This is a genomic window from Sphingomonas sp. PP-CE-3A-406, assembly GCF_003688625.1.
Classification (GTDB): domain Bacteria; phylum Pseudomonadota; class Alphaproteobacteria; order Sphingomonadales; family Sphingomonadaceae; genus Sphingomonas.
The window spans coordinates 1-18132 of sequence record NZ_RCWY01000002.1 but is presented as its reverse complement, the minus strand read 5'-3'; the positions used below and the strand labels follow the sequence as shown (position 1 = coordinate 18132).

The 18132-nt window shown below is 66.0% G+C and carries 16 protein-coding genes; 12 read left to right on the top strand and 4 right to left on the bottom strand.

Annotated features, from left to right (window positions below; genetic code table 11):
* Positions 1–40 precede the first annotated feature (40 nt).
* Both C8J44_RS06525 and C8J44_RS06520 read right to left on the bottom strand, forming a co-directional pair.
* A complete protein-coding gene (locus C8J44_RS06525; RefSeq protein ID WP_121903906.1) occupies positions 41–2206 on the bottom strand; it encodes a TonB-dependent receptor in 2166 nt (721 codons plus the stop codon).
* A gap of 228 nt (positions 2207–2434) precedes the next feature.
* A complete protein-coding gene (locus C8J44_RS06520; protein WP_121903905.1) occupies positions 2435–3262 on the bottom strand; it encodes an N-formylglutamate amidohydrolase in 828 nt (275 codons plus the stop codon).
* A 16-nt stretch (positions 3263–3278) separates the two neighbouring features.
* Here C8J44_RS06520 and C8J44_RS06515 point away from each other — a divergent pair, with 16 nt between their 5' ends.
* The 3 genes from C8J44_RS06515 (at position 3279) to C8J44_RS06505 (ending at position 5463) form a co-directional block, all read left to right on the top strand.
* Positions 3279–4196 (top strand): transglutaminase family protein, encoded by a 918-nt coding sequence (locus C8J44_RS06515; RefSeq protein ID WP_056050597.1) that lies wholly within the window; start codon positions 3279–3281, stop codon positions 4194–4196.
* A 26-nt stretch (positions 4197–4222) separates the two neighbouring features.
* Positions 4223–5038: a transglutaminase family protein gene (locus C8J44_RS06510; RefSeq protein WP_121903904.1), complete on the top strand. Its 816-nt coding sequence runs from the start codon at positions 4223–4225 to the stop codon at positions 5036–5038.
* Positions 5039–5118: 80 nt separating this feature from the next.
* Positions 5119–5463: a hypothetical protein gene (locus C8J44_RS06505; protein WP_404969189.1), complete on the top strand. Its 345-nt coding sequence runs from the start codon at positions 5119–5121 to the stop codon at positions 5461–5463.
* Positions 5464–5466: 3 nt separating this feature from the next.
* Here C8J44_RS06505 and C8J44_RS06500 read toward each other — a convergent pair whose 3' ends face one another.
* Entirely contained in the window at positions 5467–6195 is a 729-nt protein-coding gene (locus tag C8J44_RS06500; protein ID WP_162237258.1) for a Crp/Fnr family transcriptional regulator, read from the bottom strand.
* Between the two features lie 165 nt (positions 6196–6360).
* Here C8J44_RS06500 and C8J44_RS06495 point away from each other — a divergent pair, with 165 nt between their 5' ends.
* From C8J44_RS06495 to C8J44_RS06475, 5 genes are all read left to right on the top strand, one after another.
* Positions 6361–7527: an isovaleryl-CoA dehydrogenase gene (locus C8J44_RS06495; RefSeq protein ID WP_121903903.1), complete on the top strand. Its 1167-nt coding sequence runs from the start codon at positions 6361–6363 to the stop codon at positions 7525–7527.
* A 169-nt stretch (positions 7528–7696) separates the two neighbouring features.
* Complete coding sequence (locus tag C8J44_RS06490) at positions 7697–9298, top strand: carboxyl transferase domain-containing protein (protein WP_121903902.1); 1602 nt, start codon at positions 7697–7699, stop codon at positions 9296–9298.
* 4 nt (positions 9299–9302) lie between these two features.
* Positions 9303–9785 (top strand): hypothetical protein, encoded by a 483-nt coding sequence (locus C8J44_RS06485; RefSeq protein WP_121903901.1) that lies wholly within the window; start codon positions 9303–9305, stop codon positions 9783–9785.
* Positions 9786–9944: 159 nt separating this feature from the next.
* Positions 9945–11783 carry an acetyl/propionyl/methylcrotonyl-CoA carboxylase subunit alpha gene (locus tag C8J44_RS06480; protein WP_121903900.1) on the top strand — a complete coding sequence of 613 codons (1839 nt, stop codon included), beginning with the start codon at positions 9945–9947 and terminating at the stop codon, positions 11781–11783.
* A complete protein-coding gene (locus C8J44_RS06475) occupies positions 11783–12232 on the top strand; it encodes a MaoC family dehydratase (protein ID WP_121903899.1) in 450 nt (149 codons plus the stop codon). Before C8J44_RS06480 ends, C8J44_RS06475 begins: the two co-directional genes overlap by 1 nt.
* Here C8J44_RS06475 and C8J44_RS06470 read toward each other — a convergent pair.
* Positions 12229–12786 (bottom strand): arylesterase, encoded by a 558-nt coding sequence (locus C8J44_RS06470; RefSeq protein ID WP_259466749.1) that lies wholly within the window; start codon positions 12784–12786, stop codon positions 12229–12231. The genes C8J44_RS06475 and C8J44_RS06470 overlap by 4 nt on opposite strands.
* 255 nt (positions 12787–13041) lie before the next feature.
* Between C8J44_RS06470 and C8J44_RS06465 the strand changes: the two genes are divergently transcribed.
* The 4 genes from C8J44_RS06465 (at position 13042) to C8J44_RS06450 (ending at position 17889) form a co-directional block, all read left to right on the top strand.
* Positions 13042–13716 (top strand): ABC transporter ATP-binding protein, encoded by a 675-nt coding sequence (locus C8J44_RS06465; protein ID WP_121904608.1) that lies wholly within the window; start codon positions 13042–13044, stop codon positions 13714–13716.
* Positions 13713–16211, top strand: a complete 2499-nt coding sequence (locus C8J44_RS06460) for an ABC transporter permease (RefSeq protein ID WP_183128729.1) — start codon at positions 13713–13715, stop codon at positions 16209–16211. Before C8J44_RS06465 ends, C8J44_RS06460 begins: the two co-directional genes overlap by 4 nt.
* A 149-nt stretch (positions 16212–16360) precedes the next feature.
* Entirely contained in the window at positions 16361–17500 is a 1140-nt protein-coding gene (locus tag C8J44_RS06455) for a YihY/virulence factor BrkB family protein (RefSeq protein WP_121903896.1), read from the top strand.
* Positions 17500–17889, top strand: a complete 390-nt coding sequence (locus C8J44_RS06450) for a reverse transcriptase-like protein (RefSeq protein ID WP_121903895.1) — start codon at positions 17500–17502, stop codon at positions 17887–17889. The genes C8J44_RS06455 and C8J44_RS06450 overlap by 1 nt, the downstream gene beginning before the upstream one ends.
* Positions 17890–18132 lie beyond the last annotated feature (243 nt).

Sequence of the window (18132 nt, the reverse complement as noted above, 5' to 3'; positions counted from 1 at the left end):
CCGCCGTCACCCTGCAGTGACGACCGCGAGGGTCTGGGCCTTACAACCCGAAGCGCAGCGTCGCGCGGAAATCGCGGCCTGCGAGCGGCGCGAAATCCTTGAGGAAGCTCGTCGCGCGGCGGGCGTTCACGTCGAACAGATTGTTCGCGCTCAACAGCAACGTCGTCTTCGACTCCTTGCCGAACGGGCTGAGGCCGATCGAGGCGTTGACCATCGTGTACGCGTTGGTCTTCGTCTCGAACGCGGCGATGCGGTTCTGGTCGAATACGTGCTCGACCTCGACGCGGCCGTTGATCCGGTCGCCCTGCGCCTCGATCCCGCCCAGCACGCGCATCGGCGGGATGCGCGGGACGGGGCCCTGGTCGACGATGTTGGCATGGACGTAGTCGCCCAGCACGTCGGCGTTGACCGCATAGCCGCCGATCTGCGCGACCTTCACCGACGCATCCGCCTCGAACCCGTAATAGCGCGCGTCGGCCTGCTGATACTGGAAGCACGGCAGGTCGACGGTCCGGCCCGAAGGATCGGCGGCCGCCTGGCAGACCGTCGACGCGACCTGGTTCTCCGAGATGTAGTTCGAGAACCAGTTGTAATAGGCCGACGCGTCGAAGCTGAATCCGTCGCCATGCGCGTGCAGCGTGCCTTCTAGGCCCCACGACTTCTCCAACCGGAAGTTCGGATTGCCCAGTTCATACGCCTGCGTGCCGGCATGCGCACCGTTCGCGAACAGTTCTTCGGCAGATGGCGCACGCTCGGTCCGCGAGCCGTTCAGGCCAACGCGAATGCTGTCGGTCAGCGCGTAGGAGGCACCGAGCGAACCCGAAACCGAATGATAGCTCTGGCTGCCACGGAAGAAGCGCAGATCGTCCTCGGGCGTGCGCGCAGCGAGATCGGTGATCTCGTAGCGGACGCCGCCCTCGGCGCGGAACTTGCCCGAATCATACTGCTGAAGCGTGAAGAGGCCGGTCTGGTTGGTCTCGTTCTTCGGCAGGAAAGCCTCGTCGCCGACCACGTTGAAGATGCGGTTGTAGAACTGCACGCCCGACGCGCCCTGCCAGCCGCCGCGGTTCGCCTGGATGACCTCCAGGCGTCCTTCGAGACCCTTGTTGTAGAAGGCGGTGCCGACGGAGTTGTCCTCCTCGAGCTCGAAATGGCGATAGCTCGCCTGCCCCGCGCGGATGCGGATCTTGCTGATGACGTCGCCGCCGGTATCGATCTCGCCGCGCAGGTCGACGCGGTTCTGGACGACGTCGAGCCGCGGGGCTTCCTGTTCCTGGCCGGGTTGCGTGGCGTAGCGGATCGGTACGCCGTACAGGCTGTCGTAATGGCTGTACGAGATGCCGAGATTGCCAGTGTCGGTGATGATCGACGCGCCGGCGCCCGCGGTCCAGGTCTCGGCCTGCGTGTTGGGCAGCTTGCCCTTCAACCGCGCCGATGCGGCATAGTCGATGGACTCGGCGTCGTTCGGATCAACGGGTGTGGTGGCCGCCGTCGCCAATGCCTGCGCGCGGGCGTCGCGCGAGAGGATGTAGCCGCCGGTGCGCAGGTCGCCTGACTTGAGGTACGAGCCATCGGCGTGGAGCACGAGATGCGAGCCGACCGCGACGTCGCCCGCCATCCCGCCCGAGCGCTCGTTGGCGGCCGAACCATAGTTGGCGATGCCGTTCACGCGGTAGCCGTTCTCGGGGACCGTGCGCGGGATGCGCGTGTCGATGACGTTGACGACGCCGCCGACCGCCGACGTGCCGTACAGCAGCGCGCTGGGGCCGCGGAGGATCTCGATACGCTCGGCGAGCAGCGGATCGATGATGACGGCGTGGTCGACCGAGGTATTCGACACGTCGATCGAGCCGATCCCGTCGGTCAGCACGCGGATGCGGTCACCCTGGAAGCCGCGCAGGATCGGACGCGAGGCGCTCGGGCCGAACGACGATGCCGATACGCCGGGCTGGCGCGCGAGGGTCTCGCCGATCGACGGGCGCAGCTGGCGGGTGAGTTCCTGGCCGGTCAGGACGGTGGTGCCCTGCAAGACGTCGCGCTCACTGGTCTGGATCGGCGCGGTGACGATGATGTCGCGCTGATTGGTCGATCCGACCGATGCCGGGGCGGGGGCGGGCGTCGCAGGATCCGCGGCGGTCGTCTGCGCGTGCGCCTGTGCGGCCAGGAGGGCGGCCAGGGCGGTGGCGCCGAACAGCATCGTCTTCATTAAATTTCCCCGTGTCGTCCCCGAATGAACCGACGATTAAAACTATATGATACATCATATCAAGTTTGAATTGGGTGAGGTCGGCACATCGTTGACTGGCTGTTACCGCAATGCAACACGGATCGGCCTTGGAAGCTGGGAGAGCTCGCGCTGAGGTCATACTGACAAACGTCAGGATGACGGGGTGGGGGCGTTCCTCCCCCCTTTTTTAGATCGTCGCTGGTTCGTTCAGCGAACGCCAGTCACACCTGCGGGATGTCGAGTCCCCGCACTCGCGTCGGCGGCGACCGGCAGCAACCGCGCCAGCCGATCCGCCCATGCCGCGCAGCCGTCGGTCGAGCCGAGCAGGTCCTGCCGGATCTCGATCTCCGCATAAGGCCGTCGTCCCGGATAGGCGTGGCGTGGGACGGTGTAATCGATCAGGTCCATGCGGTACGGCTCGTTGTCGCCCACCGTCAGATCGGGCTCGGTCCGCAACACATCGAGCAGCGCGTGTGCAAAACCCGTGTCGCCGCCGTCGTGGAGGATACCGATCTGCCAGGGCCGCGCCTGATCGCGCAGCGCACCACGCATCGCGGGCGTGAAGCTGTGGAGCGCGACGAGGATGGTCCGCATCCCCGCCGCATCGCGCCGCGCCAGCTCGGCCGCGATCGCCGCCTGATACGGCGCATGGATCTCCGCCAGCCGAGCCGCACGGTCCACGGCGCGCAGGCCGGCATTGCCCGGGACGATCGTCGCATCGCTGATGTCCGTGATCAGATCCGGCTGGGTCTCGCTGCGGTTGCAGTCGATCACGAGCCGCGAATAGGTCTGGCGCACGAACACCGCATCGAGTTTCTCCGCCAACATCGCACCGAGGTCGCCGATGCCGATGTCCCAGCCGATATGCCGCGCCAGATCTACATCGCTCAGGCCCAGCGCATTCAACCGCTTCGGCACCGCATTTCCCGCGTGATCGCCGATCAACAGGAACGATGACGCACCTTTGGGGTTGACCACGACGACCGGTGCGGCATCTTCGGTCCTAAGCAGCGTTTGGCTGGCAGTGCTGTTCATGCGACGTGGATCCTCGATGCCATCTCTAACGCTCTCTCATGTAACCAAATACTCGTATCGCCAACCGGTTGCGTTCGGCGAGCACCGGATCATGGTCCGACCGCGCGAAAGCTACGATCAGCACCTGATCGACGCGACGCTGACGATCACGCCTGAACCTTCCGACGTGCGCTGGCTGCACGACGTGTTTGGCAATTCGGTCGCGATCGCCACTTTCGCCAAGCGTGCGAAGGACCTCGTGATCGACAGCACCGTCCGCCTCGACCACAGCCCGGCCGAACTGCAGCGGGTCGATATCGAACGCTATGCGCGGCAGTATCCGTTTACCTATTCGTCGGAGGAAATGCCCGACCTGCTGCGCTCGATCGAGCGCCAGCATCATGACCCGCAACGCCAGATCGACAGCTGGGCGCGGCGCTTCGTCGGGACCGGCGGGAAGACCGATACGCTGGCGATGCTGTCGGAGATGACCGCCGCGATCAAACGCGAATTCACCTACGTCCAGCGCCCGGAGAAGGGCACGCAGTCGCCGATCGAGACTCTGACGACGCGCAAAGGCACCTGCCGCGACTATGCGATGCTGATGATCGAGGCGGTCCGCGCGCTCGGCTTCGCGGCGCGGTTCGTGTCGGGCTATGTCTACAATCCTACACGTCGGGAGCATCGCACCGGTGGCGGCAACACGCACGCCTGGGTCCGCGTGTATTTGCCTGGCTCGGGCTGGGTCGAGTTCGATCCGACCAACGGCATAGTCGGCAATCGCGGGCTCGTCCGCGTCGCGATCGCGCGCGACATCTATCAGGCGGTGCCGGTCTCGGGGACCTGGAGCGGCTTTCCCGGCAGCTTTCTCGACATGAGCGTGTCGGTCGACATCACCGTCGACGAGGACGCGGAGGTCGCGCGTCACCAGCATCCATCATCGCAATCCGCATGACACCAGGGCATCCAAGGGGGGCATCGATGCTGATCAGAGCTGGCTACGACATTCGTTTCGAGACCGATGTGGCGACGCCGATGATGGCGATGCTGAGCCTGCACCCTTCGCGCAACAAGGATCTGGTGACGCCGCATCGGCTCGCGGCCGATCCGGACGTGCCGACCTATGATTATCTCGATGCGTTCGGCAACGTCTGCTCGCGCTTCACCGTCCCCAAGGGCGGCCTGACGCTGTCGTGCGACTTCACGATCGAGGATAGCGGCCTGCCGGACCCCGTCTCCCCCGACGCGGTCCAGCACGCGGTCGAGGATTTGCCCGACGACGTCCTCATCTACCTGCTCGGCAGCCGATACTGCGAGACCGACCGGCTCTCCGAGACCGCGTGGTCGCTGTTCGGGCACGTCCCCGCGGGCTGGGAGCGGGTCCAGGCGATCGTCGATTTCGCGCACGACCATGTCGAGTTCGGCTATCACTTCGCGCGCCCGACCAAGACCGCGTGGGACGTGTATCAGGAGCGCCAGGGCGTGTGCCGCGACTTTGCGCACCTCGCGATCACCCTGTGCCGCTGCATGAACATCCCGGCGCGCTACTGCACCGGCTACCTGGGCGATATCGGCATCCCGCCGGTCGACGCGCCGATGGACTTCTCCGCATGGTTCGACGTGTATCTCGGTGGCACCTGGCACACGCTCGACGCGCGCCACAACCGTCCCCGGATCGGCCGGATCCTGATGGCGCGGGGGAGGGACGCGACCGATACCGCGCTGACCACCAGCTTCGGCCCGGCACGTCTGGTCGGCTTCGACGTTCACACCGACGAGGTCGACGCCGCAGGCTAAACCGGCGCTTGCGGCAAGTTAGGCCTTGTCGCGAGCGCCGCGTTCGGCCTAACGGCTCCGATCCCCCAACTTATGCTGCGATGCACAACATGACCTCGACCCCCGACCAGTCCTCGCCCGCCAACGCGAACGCTCTGCTGTTGCAGGCGATCGCGCTGCGCCAGTGCATTACCGCGACGTATAACCGGATGGTCTGCACGCTCGCCCCGCACATCCTCTATACCAAGCATGACGACGTGTTCGTCGATGCGATCACGCTCGAGCGCGACGGTCAGCCGCCCAAGGAGATCAAGCTCGGGACGTTCAAGCTCGCCGGGTTGAAGGACATCGAGGTCATCGATCGCCCGTTCGTCCCCGATGCGATCTTCAATCCCGGCGACATCAAGTACGACCGCGTTACGCTGTTCGTGGTCGATCGCACCTGAATTTCACGCGGCGGCGGGCAACCACGCCGTCTCGATCTCGCCGTAGCGATCGACGAACCCGGTCGCCGCGACGAGCGCTTTCTCGTCGACGATCTTGACCCGCCGTCCGGTCCGCTCGATCACGCCGGACTTCTCCAGCGCGCGGATCGTCCGGTTGACGTGTACCTTGGTCAGCCCGAGCGCATCGCCGATATCGGTCTGCGTGAGCGGCAGGTCGAACGAGTCGACGATCCCGCCCGCGGTCACCCGCAGCCGCGCCATGATATCGAGCAGCAGCGTCGACAGCCGCTCGCTCGCCCCCATCCGGCCGATCGTCGTCAGCCGGTCGCTCATCGCGACGTTCTCGGCCGCGGCGATCGCGTAGAGCAGCCCGGCGATCCGCGGTTGCGCGCGGAACAGCTGGCCAAGGGCATTCTTCGGCATCTCGATGACGATACAGTCGGAGATCGCGGTCAGTGTCGCCGCCGCCTGCGACCACGCCATGCTCGACGTCCCGATCAGGTCGCCCGCATAATGAAACCGCAGGATCTGCCGCCCGCCGGTGATCAGCTTGGTCGACGAATGCAGCCAGCCCTGGCGCACGACGTACAGCGCATGGCTTTCGCCACCCTCCGCCATCAGCACGTCGCCCGCTTTCAGGCGTCGCTCGCCCTTTTCCGCCTGCAGGATCGCGTCCCGCTCCGCTTCGGTCAGGTCGAGATGTCGACCCAGCCGCGCGATCAAACCGCTCAATTGCATCTTCGTGCCTTACGTCCACACCCCATGAGCAAATATCGTTCGCACGAACATCGCCCAGCGGGAAGGGGGGATGACCGTTTCACCGCTGGTTTCGCACGAGGAAGCGCTGTGCTAGTCGCCGCGCAACAGCCTCGGCAAGCGAGGCGACACGGAGATGGCATGCTGAACGATTTCGATTTCGCGCTGGGCGAATCTGCGGACATGATCCGCGAGTCCACGCAGCGGTTCGCCGCGGACAAGATCGCTCCGCTGGCGGCGAAGATCGATGCGGACGACTGGTTCCCGCGCGAACTCTGGCCGGCGATGGGCGAACTCGGCCTGCACGGTATCACCGTCGAGGAAGAATATGGCGGACTCGGCCTGGGCTATCTCGAACACGTCGTTGCGGTCGAGGAAGTCTCGCGCGCGTCCGCGTCGATCGGGCTCAGCTACGGCGCGCACTCGAACCTGTGCGTCAACCAGATCCGCCGCTGGGGCAATCCCGAGCAGAAGGCCAAGTATCTCCCCAAGCTCGTGTCGGGCGAGCATGTCGGCAGCCTCGCCATGTCCGAGGCGGGGGCGGGCTCCGACGTCGTCTCGATGAAGCTGAAAGCGGTCAAGACCGACGCGGGCTACGTCCTCAACGGCACGAAGTTCTGGATCACCAACGCGGCCTATGCCGACACTTTGGTCGTCTATGCGAAGACCGGCGAAGGCTCGCGCGGGATCACCGCGTTCCTGATCGAGAAGGACATGCCGGGCTTCGCGATCGGCCAGAAGATCGACAAGATGGGTATGCGTGGTTCTCCCACGGCGGAACTCGTCTTCACAGATTGCGAAGTACCGTTCGAGAACGTCATGGGCCCCGAGAACGGCGGCGTCGGCGTCTTGATGTCGGGCCTCGACTACGAGCGCGCGGTGCTCGCGGGTATCCAGCTCGGCATCATGCAGGCGTGCCTCGACGTCGTGATCCCGTACGTCCGTGAGCGGAAGCAGTTCGGCACGCCGATCGGCCAGTTCCAGCTGATCCAGGCGAAGGTTGCCGACATGTATGTCGCGCTGAGTTCGGCGCGTGCGTACGTCTATGCGGTGGCGAAGTCGTGCGATGCCGGCAAGACGACTCGGTTCGACGCGGCGGGCGCGATCCTGCTGGCGAGCGAGAGCGCGGTGAAGGTGTCGCTCGAATCGATCCAGGCGCTCGGCGGGGCCGGGTATACCAAGGACTGGCCGGTCGAACGGTTCATGCGCGACGCGAAGTTGCTCGACATCGGCGCCGGGACGAACGAGATTCGGCGGATGTTGATCGGCAGAGAACTGATCGGTGCCGCTCCCAAGGTAGCGCAGTAATGGCCCCCGCCAATCCTCCCCGAAACGGGGAGGGGGACCGCGTAGCGGTGGAGGGGGACCGCGTAGCGGTGGAGGGGGCTCACCCCACACGCAACGTCGGCGGAAGCCCCCCTCCACCCTTCGCCCAAGCGGACGAACGGTCCCCCTCCCCCTGCCGGGGAGGATTGGCATGACCGCGCCCGTCCTGACCTCCGCGCTGTCCCCCGACAGCGAGACCTTCCGCGCGAACGCCACGCACAACCGCGCACTCGCCGAAACCCTCCGCGAGGACGTCGCCCGCACCGGGCTAGGCGGCAACGCCAAGTCCCGCGAGCGCCACACGGCCCGCGGCAAGCTCCTTCCGCGCGACCGCGTCGAACGTCTGCTCGACCCCGGTTCGCCGTTCCTCGAAATAGGCCAGCTCGTCGCGAACGGCCTCTATGACGATGAGGTCCCCGGCGCCGGCGTGATCGCCGGGATCGGCCGCGTGTCGGGTCGCCAGTGCATGATCCTGTGCAACGATGCGACGGTGAAGGGCGGCACCTATTTCCCGCTGACCGTCAAGAAACACCTGCGAGCCCAGGAAATCGCTCAGGAAAACCGGCTCCCCTGCATCTACCTCGTCGACAGCGGCGGCGCGAACCTGCCGCACCAGGCGGAGGTCTTCCCCGACCGCGATCATTTCGGTCGGATCTTCTTCAACCAGGCCACCATGTCCGCGCTCGGCATCCCGCAGATCGCCTGCGTCATGGGCAGCTGCACCGCGGGCGGCGCATATGTCCCCGCGATGTCCGACGAGACGATCATCGTCCGCGGGCAGGGGACGATCTTCCTCGCCGGCCCGCCTCTGGTGAAGGCCGCGACCGGCGAAGTCATCTCAGCCGAGGAACTGGGCGGCGCCGACACGCACGGCCGCCGCTCGGGCGTGGTCGATCACGTCGCCGAGAACGACGAACACGCGCTGACGATCGTCCGCGACATCGTCTCGACGCTGCAACCGCAGGCGCAGACCGCGGTAAACCTCCAGCAGCCCAAGCCGCCGAAGTTCGCGCCGGAAGAGCTGTACGGCATCGTCCCCAGCGACGTCCGCGCACCCTACGACGTCCACGAAGTCATCGCGCGCCTCGTCGACGGCAGCGAGTTCCACGAGTTCAAGGCGCTCTACGGCACCAGCCTCGTCTGCGGGTTCGCGCATATCTGGGGCATCCCGATCGCGATCCTCGCCAATAACGGCGTACTGTTCAGCGAAAGCGCACAGAAGGGCGCACATTTCATCGAACTCGCCTGCCAGCGCCGCATCCCGCTGCTGTTCCTCCAGAACATCTCCGGCTTCATGGTCGGCGGCAAATACGAGGCGGAGGGCATTGCCAAGCACGGCGCAAAGCTCGTCACTGCCGTCGCCACCGCGACCGTCCCGAAGATCACCGTGCTGATCGGCGGCAGCTTCGGCGCGGGTAATTACGGCATGTGCGGCCGCGCCTATTCGCCGCGCTTCCTGTTCACCTGGCCCAACAGCCGGATCAGCGTGATGGGCGGCGAGCAAGCGGCTTCCGTCCTCGCCACCGTCCACCGCGACGCGGAAAGCTGGACCCCCGAACAGGCCGAAGCCTTCAAGGCGCCGGTCCGCCAGAAATACGAGGATGAGGGCAACCCGTGGTACGCCACCGCGCGGTTGTGGGACGACGGCATCATCGATCCCGCTCAAACGCGCGACGTGCTGGGCCTGGCCTTCGCCGCGACGCTCAACGCTCCCATCCCCGAACGCCCCGCGTTCGGCGTGTTCAGGATGTAACCCGATGATCCTGCTGTCACTTTTCCTCGTCGCCGGTCAGGTCACCCCGGTCCAGCCGATCGTCAAGGGCACTGGCTTGCCGCCAGCCGTCGCAACCGAGGAGGCCGGCGTCATGGTCCCGATCGATGCTCTCTTCGCCGCGCTCGCCGCGCGCGACGGGCAGGCTATCCTCGCCCAGGTCCGATCCGACGGCGGCGCCACCGCGGTCGAGGAAAAGTCGGACGGCACGCGGAGCATCCGCCGTACGAGCTGGACCGACTTCGCCGCCGCGCTGAAACCCGGCCCCGAACGCTACGCCGAACGCCTGACCGACCCCGCGGTCGACATCGACGGCGACATCGCGATGGTCTGGTCGCCCTACGTCTTCACGATCGACGGCAAGGTCGCGCATTGCGGCACCGACCATTTCGACATGGTCCGCGAAGCCGGGCGCTGGAAGATCGCCAACCTCACTTGGTCGAAGCGCACCACCGGCTGCGCGAACTGACATGGCCTGTCCTACACCGCCCGCATCGGCTTATGCCGGGATGACCATGACGAAACAGTCGATCCTTTCCGCCGATCATCCTGCCTTCGAGCGGCTTTCGAGCCCGATGTGCACATCGCTGGAGCGTCTGCACTTTGTGCACTTCCGCGGAGCGAATCGATGATCGAGTCGCTCCTGATCGCCAATCGCGGCGAGATCGCCTGCCGTATCATCCGCACCGCGCGGGCGCTCGGCATCCGCACGATCGCGGTCTATTCGGATGTCGACGCGAACGCGCTCCACGTCCGCCAGGCCGATGAAGCCGTCCACATCGGCGCCTCCCCGGCGCGCGAAAGCTACCTCGTCGGCGACCGCATCATTGCCGCTGCGAAGGATACAGGCGCGCAGGCGATCCATCCCGGCTACGGTTTCCTCTCGGAGAACGCGGACTTCGCCCAAGCCGTGCTCGACGCCGGGCTGATCTGGGTCGGTCCCAACCCCGACAGCATCCGCGCGATGGGCCTCAAGGACGCCGCGAAACAGCGCATGATCGCCGCCGGCGTGCCCGTCACGCCGGGCTATCTCGGCGAGGACCAGTCTCCCGAACGCCTAAAGGCGGAGGCCGACGCGATCGGCTACCCCGTTCTCATCAAGGCGGTTGCCGGCGGCGGCGGCAAGGGCATGCGTCGCGTCGATACGGCCGCCGAGTTCGCCGACGCGCTCGTCTCGTGCCAGCGCGAGGCGGCGTCATCGTTCGGCAACACCGACGTGCTGATCGAGAAATACATCCTCTCGCCGCGCCATATCGAGGTGCAGGTCTTCGGCGACAGCCACGGCAACGTCGTCCATCTGTTCGAACGCGACTGCTCGCTCCAGCGCCGCCACCAGAAGGTGATCGAGGAAGCGCCCGCACCCGGCATGGACGCCGCCACCCGCGACGCCATCTGCGCCGCCGCGGTCAAGGCCGCCAAGGCGGTCGATTACGTCGGCGCCGGCACGATCGAGTTCATCGCCGACGCCAGCGAAGGCCTCCGCGCCGATCGCATCTGGTTCATGGAAATGAACACGCGGTTGCAGGTCGAGCACCCGGTGACCGAAGAGATCACCGGCCAGGACCTCGTCGAATGGCAACTCCGCGTCGCATCCGGCGAGCCCTTGCCCAAGCGTCAGGACGAACTGGCGATCGATGGTTGGGCGATGGAAGCGCGTTTATATGCGGAAGATCCCGCCAAGGGTTTCCTGCCGTCGATCGGAACGCTCGAACGCTTCGACCTCGGCAGCACCGCCCGCGTCGATACCGGGGTAGAGCAGGGCGCTGAAATCTCGCCGTTCTACGACCCGATGATCGCCAAGGTCATCGCCTGGGGCGAAGACCGCGAGACCGCGCGCGAAGCCCTGGCGTATGCGCTCGATGGCGCGGTCGTCTGGCCGGTACGCTCCAACGCCGGGTTCCTCGTCGAGGCGCTCGACCATCCCGACTTCGTGGCGGGCACGCTCGACACCGGTCTGATCGCCCGCGAAGGCGACGCGCTCATGCCGCCGACGCACCCGACCGAAGAGGCGTTGGCCGACGCCGTCGGCGCGCTCGTATCCGCTGATCCGATCTCGGGTTTCCGTCTGAACGCCTCGTCGCGCCGTACCGCAACATTCCTGCTGGACGGCGAACCGGTCGAGGTCGAACTCGACGGACACGCCCGAGCGACGTCGGCGTTCGAAGACGTCCTGATCTCCGAAGCCGGCCAGACCTGGCAGCTCAAGCCGTGGCGTGCGTCGGGTGTCGCCGCGGGCGGAGCAGCGGACGGTGCGATCCTGTCGCCGATGCCCGGCCGCATCATCGCGGTCGACGTTGCAGCCGGCGATACCGTCATTAAGGGTCAGAAGCTCGTCACGCTCGAGGCGATGAAAATGGAGCATTCTCTCACCGCGCCGTTCGACGGCATCGTCGCGGATCTGAACGCAATCGAGGGCGGGCAGGTGACCGAGGGCACCATGCTCGTCCGCATCGAGAAGGATAGCTAATGGCCGGCCGCTATTTCGACGACTGGAGCATCGGCGACCGGATCGAGCACGAGATCCGCCGCACGGTGACCGAGACGGACAACCTCCTGTTCTCGACAATGACTCACAACCCGCAGCCGCTCCACCTCGATATCGAGGCGGCGAAGGCGAGTGAGTTTGGCCGGATCCTCGTCAACGGCACCTTCACCTTCGCGTTGATGGTCGGGCTGTCGGTCGGCGAGACGACGCTCGGCACGCTCGTCGCGAACCTCGGCTACGACAAGCTGGTACACCCGAAGCCCGTGTTCATCGGCGACACGATGCGTGCGGAGACGGAGGTGACCGACCTCAAGCCCAGCAGATCGCGACCCGAGGCCGGCATCGTCACCTTCACCCACCGCCTGATCAACCAGCGCGACGAGATCGTCTGCCAATGCCTGCGAACGGCGCTGCTCAAGCGAAGGGGTTAACTGGACTTTCCGAGCGCAGTCTCTACCACCGGCGTGACCTTTGCCGCGATCTTGGCGACCCCGCCCGAATTGGGATGAACATGATCGCCCTGCATCAACTGCGCATTGCCGATCACCCCGTCCAGAATAAACGGATAGAGCGCAACGTCGTACCGCTTGGCCAAGTCAGGCCAGATCGCGTTGAACTGATTGGCGAAGTCGGGTCCCAGATTGGGCGGCGCCATCATTCCGGTGAGCATAACCGGAATCCCGCGACGCTTCGCCTCGTCCAGCATCGCCGTCATGTTCGCCCGCGTCTCGGCCGGTGCGATCTGGCGCAGCACGTCGTTCCCGCCCAGCCCGATCAGCACGAGATCGGGCTTTCGCGCCATGTTGTCGAGCGCGAACGCGAACCGCTGACGCCCCGCCGCGCTCGTATCCCCCGACACGCCCGCGTTGACGATCGTCGCATTGATCCCGTCACGCCGCAGCCGTGCCTGTACCGCATCCGGCAGACTCTGGCCGCGATCGAGCCCATACCCCGCATACAGGCTGTCCCCGAAGGCGAGGATCAACTTCGGCGGACCTTTCGGCGCTGGCGTTGCAACGACGGGCGCGACGGCATTGGTGGGAGGTGAGGGGGCGGGTGTCGTGTCGCTTCGATCGCATCCGGCAAGTAGCCCGGCTTGGAGAAGGACCGCGCCGACCCCATACAGTGTCCGACGCCTGCTTTTTCGATTTCGCTCCAATTTGAAGATCTCCAACCACCCATGACTCACAATGCGCACGACGCCGTGCCCGATCATGCCGCAGACGACGCCGCAGACGACATGGTGATCACCATTCGCGATGTCACCCTGACGCTTGGCGCAGCAAGCGCGGCGACGACGATCTTGAAGGGCATCGACCTCGATATCGCACGCGGGACCAGCATCGCGCTGCTCGGACCGTCGGGATCGGGCAAGTCGTCGCTGATGGCGATCCTGTCCGGACTTGAACAGGCGAGCGGCGGCAGCGTGCGGGTCGCGGGGCTCGATTTCGGTGCGCTCGACGAGGATGCGTTGTCGCGCGCGAGACGCGGGCGGATCGGTATCGTTCTCCAGGCCTTTCATCTGCTGCCGACGATGACCGCGCTGGAAAACGTCGCGGTGCCGATGGAGCTGGCCGGCATGCCCGACGCGTTCGCGCGCGCCGAGGCCGAACTGACCGCGGTCGGACTGTCGCACCGTATCGGCCATTACCCTACGCAATTGTCGGGTGGCGAGCAGCAGCGCGTCGCGATCGCCCGCGCACTGGGACCGCGCCCAGACATCGTGTTCGCCGACGAACCGACCGGCAATCTAGACACGGCGACCGGCGCGTCGATCATGGACCTCCTTTTCGATCGCCGTGTCGCGACCGGCGCGACGCTGATCGTGATCACGCACGATCCCGCGCTCGCGGCGCGCTGCGACCGGATCGTCGAGCTGGGCGACGGGCGTATCGTCGCGGATCGCTTGCGGTGAACGAGTGGCGGCTGGCGTGGCGGCTTGCGCGGCGCGAACTCGACCTGCGGTTTCGCGGGCTGCGGCTGTTGCTCGCGTGCCTGTTCCTTGGCGTCGGGGCGCTCGCCGCGATCGGCAGCCTGACCCGGGCGATTGATACCGAACTCGCCTCCCGCGGTAGCGCGATCCTTGGCGGAGACGTGGAATTCTCGGCCTCGCAGCGCGCCGCTACGCCGGCCGAACGTGTGGCGATGGCGCGGCTCGGGACCGTGTCGGAGACGGTGCGGATGCAGGCGATGGCGGTGCGCGGCACCAATAGCGTGCCGATCGAGTTGAAGGGTGTCGATGCCGTCTATCCGCTCTATGGCACGCTGGCTTTGCGCGGTGGCCGATCGGCAAGACCGCTCGACGCGACGACCGTACTCGTCGTGCCCGCGCTGGCGGAGCGCCTCGGGATAGCGCCCGGCGCCAAGGTCAGGCTCGGCACCGCAGCGTTCACCGTCGGTGGGATCGTCACGAGCGAGCCGGACCGGCTGGGAGAGGGCTTTACGCTCGGCCCGGTCGCGATCGTCTCGCTCGCGGGGATCACACGGACCGGCCTCGTCCAGCCCGGTAGTCTGTACGAAAGCAAATACCGCATCCGGTTGCCCGACGGCGCGTCGCCGCAAACCGCCACCGACCGCTTCAAGACAGCGTTCGCGACCGGCGGCTGGGAGACCAAGACGCGCGATCGCGCTGCACCCGGCGCCGAGCGCTTCGTCGACCGGATGGGCCAGTTCCTCCTGCTCGTCGGTCTCTCCGCGCTGGTCATCGCCGGGATCGGCGTCGGCAACGGCGTGTCGTCCTACCTGACCGCACGCCGCAGCAGCATCGCCGCGCTGAAGGTGCTTGGCGCCACCTCGGGGATCATCGCGCGGATCTATATCCTGCAGGTCGCGGTGGTCGCGGCGATGGGGATCGCCGCGGGGCTGGTCGCCGGGATCGTGACCGTGCCGTTGATCGTGTGGCTCGCAGGCGACGTCCTGCCCGTCGCGCCACGGTTCGCCGTTCAGGTCGCGCCGCTCGCGCTTGCCGCGGCGTACGGCATGCTGATCGCGCTGGCCTTTACCGCACCGCCCTTGATCAAGGCAGGGCGCATCCCTGCTGCCGGGTTGCTGCGCGGGCTACCCGGTGAGCGGCGCGTACCACTCCGCCGGACACTTCCCTGGGTGCTCGGCGCCGGTGCGGCGATCGTCGCGCTTGCGCTGCTGACCGCCGAACAGCCCGGTCTGAGTGCCGGCTTCCTCGCGGCGGTGGCGGGCGTGCTTGCGATCCTGGCGCTGTTCGGATGGAGCATCCGTCGCGGCGCCGCGCTGCTGCCTCGACCGCGGCGCCCGTTACTCCGCTTGGCGGTCGCCGGTCTGTACCGACCAGGGGCAAGGACCGGGACGTTGGTTGTCGCGCTCGGTCTGGGCTTGACGCTGTTCGTCCTGCTGGCCGGAATCCGCACCAGCATCGACGCGAACATCGAGCGGACTGTGCCGCAGCGCGCGCCGGCGTTGTTCGCGCTCGACGTCCCACCCGATCGCGAGGCCGAGTTTCGCCGGGCCGTCGAAGCCGTCGCCACCCACCCGGTGATCCGAACGGTGCCGGCGATGCGCGGCACGATCACCGGCTATGGCACGACGCGGGTTGCGGATCTCAAGACGTTGCCCGAGGGCGCCTGGGCACTGCGTGGCGAGCGCGGGCTGACCTATTCCGAGACGCTTCCTGAAGGGAGCGAACTGACCGCCGGTCGTTGGTGGCCGCGAAGCTATCATGGGCCGCCGCTAGTCTCGATCGATGAGCGGCTGGCGAAGGTGCTCGATCTGAAGATTGGCGATCCGCTCAGCTACACGTTGCTCGGGGTGGAGCGAACCGCGACGATCGCATCGTTCCGGCGGATCAGCTGGGATACGCTTGGCTTCAACTTCGTGATGGTCTTCTCGCCAAACGCGATCGAAGACGCTCCGCACAATCTCGCGGCGACGATCGATCTCGCGCCCGGGCAGGAGGCGAGGGTGATGCGTGCGCTGCTGCCCCGCTTCCCGTCGGTCTCGGTGATCGAGGTGCGCGGTGTGCTGGGGCAGGTTCGCGCGATCGTCTCGCAGATGGCGACGGCGATCACCGCGGCGGCATCGGTCGCGATCCTGGCCGGTATCGCCGTGCTGATCGGTGCGATCGCCGCCGCACGCGAGGCGCGCACCTATGACGGCGTGATCCTGCGAACGCTTGGCGCCACGCGGCGGCAGGTGCTCGCGGTCCAGGCGCTCGAATACGCGTTTTTGAGCATCGTGCTGTCGCTGCTTGCCTTGCTGCTGGGGCTCGGCGGCGCGTGGTATGTGGTGACCCAGCTCTTCACGTTCGAATGGCTGCCCGATTACGCGACGGTCTTCGCGACGCTGGTCGGCGGCGCCGGGCTGACGATGGCAATCGGACTGATTGGCGCGTGGCCAATTCTCGGCGCGCGCCCCGCACGCGCGCTTCGTGAGCTTTAGACTAGGAATGCGTACGAACATGCGGCACGTTTCCCGACCCGCGGCGTTGGGCTGATGCGGGGCGATCCTCGCGTCACCACCGTTTTCCGAGGACCAAGACTCTGGCCGATACGACCGCTTTGCCGAACACTGCCACTAGCCCTTGGTCCATGTCTGCAGGCGAATGGTGGAAGGTCCTGAAACGGACCTGGGCCGAAGCCGCGGACGATAATATCGGGCTTATCGCCGCGGGGACCGCGTTCTACGGGTTCGCGGCGATCGTCCCGTTGCTGGCGTCGATCGTCCTGATCTATGGTCTGGTTGCCGATACCGCGACCGTCGTCGCCAACATCCGTGCTCTTTTCAACGTCCTCCCCGATGATGCGGCCCGCGTGATCGGCGATCAGCTCGCCACCGTCGTCGGCACGTCGGAAGGCAAGAAGGGCTTCGGCCTCGTCATCGCGCTGGGGATCGCGTTATACGGCGGCACCAAGGGTGCCTCGTCGATCGTCACCGCGCTCAACATCGCCTATGAAGAGAAGGAAACGCGGGGGTTCATCGTGTTGAACCTGCTGGCCTTCGCGATCACCGGTGGTGCGGTAATGCTGGCGTTGGTTGCCGCCCTGTCGACCGCGGCGTTTGCGCTCCTCGACAGCCTGATACCCGGCGCGCCGGAAATCCTGCTGCTGGCGATCCGCCTCGTCAGTTACGGCGTGCTCGCCTCGCTGGGCGTTACGGCAGCGGCGTGCCTGTATCGGTTCGGCCCCAATCGTCACAAAGCCAAATGGGCGTGGCTGACGCCCGGATCTCTGGCTGCGACGGTTATATGGCTGGGTGCGACGATCGGGTTCGGCGTCTATGTCTCGCGCTTTGGAAATTACGGCGCGACCTATGGCTCGCTGAGCGCGGTCATCGTGCTCCTCACGTGGCTGTGGCTCTCGGCCTATGTTTTCCTGCTCGGCGCAGAGCTGAATTCGGAACTTGAGCACCAGACGACGAGCGACACGACGACCGGTGGGGCTACACCAATGGGAATGCGAGGTGCGACCGTCGCGGATACGGTTGCAACAGATATTGACCCGAAGCCAGTTGTTCATCCCGAGGAGCCGGACAGGGTCTTGGCCGCAGTCCATTTCAGTGGCGTGCAGGCGGGGTTACCAGCATCGCTTCTGGCGCTCGGCGGTCTGAGGTCGATCCGTCGCGGCTCACCGTTCGCGGGTCTTTGTCTGATCGCTGTTGGCGCAGCGCTGGCGCACCGGAAGCGGTGCGCGTCTGACGAGGTGGCAGCAAAAACGCGAGCCAACGCCTGATGACATATGGGCGGTCGATCAAGCTGTTCTTCGATGGCGGTTGCCGGCCAAACCCCGGCCTCATCGAATGCGCCGTAGTCCGGAAGGGGGTCGCGCACTACCGGCACGATCTTGGTAACGGGAGTAACAGCGACGCCGAATGGCTGGCTGCGATCCAGGCATTGGAGATCGCAGCACGAAACGGCGACCGTGATATCACGCTGCTCGGCGATTCCATGCTGGTCGTCACCCAAGCCAACGGTACGGCACGGTGCCGCTCGATAGAACTCGAAGCGCACCGGGCAAGGTTTAAGGAGTTAGCGGTTGGATTCGAGCGCCTTCGCATCCGCTATATCGGTCGAGCCCAGAACCTTGCGGGGATAGCGCTGGAGCAGCTGCACTCTCGGTGAGGCTGATATCGCCCTGCCAAGCGTCAGAGGGGCCTCAAGCGCCGTTTTTCCGAAAACCGACCAAAAACTGTAAAATAGTGTTTGACGGGTTTGTGCGTTGGCCCTAGAGGGGTGTCACCGCAGCGAACGGCCACACGGTCTGGACGCAGCGGTCGCAAAAAACCAGATGCTCCAAGCTTCTCGAGAGGGAGGTTATGCGAGTGTCGGTATTTTTGTCGGCTCTTTGACATTGTAGGTTAAGAT

Excerpts from the sequence above, each read along its gene's own strand:
- C8J44_RS06510 (WP_121903904.1), top strand. The coding sequence starts at position 4,223 with ATGCTGATCAGAGCTGGCTACGACATTCGTTTCGAGACCGATGTGGCG.
- C8J44_RS06525 (WP_121903906.1), bottom strand. The coding sequence starts at position 2,206 with ATGAAGACGATGCTGTTCGGCGCCACCGCCCTGGCCGCCCTCCTGGCC.
- C8J44_RS06480 (WP_121903900.1), top strand. The coding sequence starts at position 9,945 with ATGATCGAGTCGCTCCTGATCGCCAATCGCGGCGAGATCGCCTGCCGT.
- C8J44_RS06455 (WP_121903896.1), top strand. The coding sequence starts at position 16,361 with ATGTCTGCAGGCGAATGGTGGAAGGTCCTGAAACGGACCTGGGCCGAA.
- C8J44_RS06515 (WP_056050597.1), top strand. The coding sequence starts at position 3,279 with ATGCCATCTCTAACGCTCTCTCATGTAACCAAATACTCGTATCGCCAA.
- C8J44_RS06520 (WP_121903905.1), bottom strand. The coding sequence starts at position 3,262 with ATGAACAGCACTGCCAGCCAAACGCTGCTTAGGACCGAAGATGCCGCA.
- C8J44_RS06485 (WP_121903901.1), top strand. The coding sequence starts at position 9,303 with ATGATCCTGCTGTCACTTTTCCTCGTCGCCGGTCAGGTCACCCCGGTC.
- C8J44_RS06475 (WP_121903899.1), top strand. The coding sequence starts at position 11,783 with ATGGCCGGCCGCTATTTCGACGACTGGAGCATCGGCGACCGGATCGAG.
- C8J44_RS06450 (WP_121903895.1), top strand. The coding sequence starts at position 17,500 with ATGACATATGGGCGGTCGATCAAGCTGTTCTTCGATGGCGGTTGCCGG.
- C8J44_RS06490 (WP_121903902.1), top strand. The coding sequence starts at position 7,697 with ATGACCGCGCCCGTCCTGACCTCCGCGCTGTCCCCCGACAGCGAGACC.
- C8J44_RS06505 (WP_404969189.1), top strand. The coding sequence starts at position 5,119 with ATGCACAACATGACCTCGACCCCCGACCAGTCCTCGCCCGCCAACGCG.
- C8J44_RS06465 (WP_121904608.1), top strand. The coding sequence starts at position 13,042 with ATGGTGATCACCATTCGCGATGTCACCCTGACGCTTGGCGCAGCAAGC.
- C8J44_RS06495 (WP_121903903.1), top strand. The coding sequence starts at position 6,361 with ATGCTGAACGATTTCGATTTCGCGCTGGGCGAATCTGCGGACATGATC.